Source organism: Ancylomarina longa, assembly GCF_003996985.1.
GTDB classification, from domain to species: domain Bacteria; phylum Bacteroidota; class Bacteroidia; order Bacteroidales; family Marinifilaceae; genus Ancylomarina_A; species Ancylomarina_A longa.
The window spans coordinates 1-362 of sequence record NZ_RJJX01000315.1; the positions used below are offsets into that span (position 1 = coordinate 1).

A 362-nucleotide genomic window follows, 5' to 3' on the forward strand; every position below is an offset into this window, starting at 1 on the left:
GAACTCAATCAATTTGAACGGCTGAAGGTATGGCGACTGGTTCCCCGTCCAAAGGATAGATCAATCATAGGAACGAAGTGGATATTCAAGAATAAGAAGGATGAAAATGGAATTGTTGTCTGAAATAAAGCGAGACTTGTGGCAAAAGGTTATCGGCAACAAGAAGGCATAGATTATGACCAGACGTTTGCACCAGTAGCACGGATTGAAGCGATCAGGATATTCCTTGCATATGCAGCTCATAAAAACTTCACGGTATATCAGATGGATGTGAAGACTGCATTTCTCAATGGATTATTGAAAGAGGAGGTATATGTTTCTCAACCTGATGGCTTTGTTGATGAATCAAAACCAAACCATGT

Annotated in this window: 1 protein-coding gene; it reads left to right on the plus strand. The window is 40.3% G+C overall.

The genetic code is table 11. The features are described from left to right. Positions 1-138 precede the first annotated feature (138 nt). Positions 139-362, plus strand: a 224-nt coding sequence (locus tag DLK05_RS19275; protein ID WP_148114146.1) for a reverse transcriptase domain-containing protein, incomplete at its 3' end; no start/stop codon positions are given.